The 1,024-nt window shown below is 74.4% G+C and carries 2 protein-coding genes and 1 pseudogene; all 3 read right to left on the bottom strand.

The features are described from left to right. Nucleotides 1-221 (bottom strand): annotated as a pseudogene (locus I5G_RS07010) (histidinol dehydrogenase); the annotation flags it as partial. Nucleotides 222-242: 21 nt separating this feature from the next. Then, nucleotides 243-557 carry an AzlD domain-containing protein gene (locus I5G_RS07005; protein ID WP_022878420.1) on the bottom strand — a complete coding sequence of 105 codons (315 nt, stop codon included), beginning with the start codon at nucleotides 555-557 and terminating at the stop codon, nucleotides 243-245. Next, on the bottom strand, nucleotides 554-1,024 hold a 471-nt coding region (locus tag I5G_RS21140; RefSeq protein ID WP_022878419.1), incomplete at its 5' end, for an AzlC family ABC transporter permease. The genes I5G_RS07005 and I5G_RS21140, both read right to left, overlap by 4 nt.

Genomic DNA, 1,024 nt, shown 5'->3' with positions numbered 1-1,024 from the left:
GCCGCGATGATGCCGAGGCCCCCGGCGATCGCGTTGACCCGATCCTGCGTCAGCGTGCGGAGCGCGATGAGGAGCCCCGCGCAACCGATCGTCGCGAGGATCAATCCGACCGGGATGACGCCGAGGCGGAAGGCGTGCCCCACGGTCGCCGCCGTGCCGTAGACGGCGCCCACGAGGAAAGCGACGACCCAACCGATGACGCGCACGATGCCGGAAATCACGCGGTCAGTCTAGGTGCGGGTTCATGTGGCCCAGCCGAACGTCCGCAAGAGCGCGGCGGTCACGGCTCCCGCCGCGACGACGACGAGGAACGGTGCCCGCGCCCACAGCAGGACCGCCGCGACCCCGACCGCGGGGAGCCGCGCGTCCACGACGATCGCCGGACCCGAGGCCAGCGCCTGCACGACGACGAGCGCGGAGAGGAGCGCGACGGTCAACAAGTCGGCGATCCGCGCCGGCCGGGGAGCGTCGAGCCAGCTCTGCGGCAGGACGTAGCCCACCGCCTTGAGCGCCAGACAGAGGACGGATGCCGCGATCACGGCGGTCCATACGGTCATGGCATCCGCCCCTCGTCGTCCGCCGCGCGCATCGGGCGGGGGTCGAACCAGCCGAGGGCGAGCGCGACGCCGGCCGCGGCGATCACCGGGATGCCGGGCAGGACCCACGGCGTCAGCAGCGCGGCGACCGCCGCCGCGCCGATCGCGACGGCGAGCGGCTGACGGCCCCGAAGCCGCGGCCAGAGCAAGGCGAGGAAGGCCGCGGCGGCAGCGGCATCCAATCCCCACGTGCGGGGGTCGCCGAGGACGTCGCCGAGGAGGGCGCCGGCGAGCGTCGTGACGTTCCAGCCGACCCAGATCCCGACGCCGGTCACCCAGAAGCCGACGCGCCGCGCGGCGGGATCGGCCTGCGCGAGCGACACCGCGACCGACTCGTCGATCGTGAACGGGGTGGCCGCCGCCCGCCGGACGCGTCTCGGGCCGATCACCGGCGACATCCGCATCGCGTACGCGGCGTTGCGCACGCC

Source organism: Microbacterium sp. B19, from assembly GCF_000333395.1.
In the GTDB taxonomy this organism is placed as follows: Bacteria; Actinomycetota; Actinomycetes; order Actinomycetales; family Microbacteriaceae; genus Microbacterium.
Note: the sequence above shows the minus strand (reverse complement) of the source record. Positions and strands in the feature narration are given on the sequence as shown.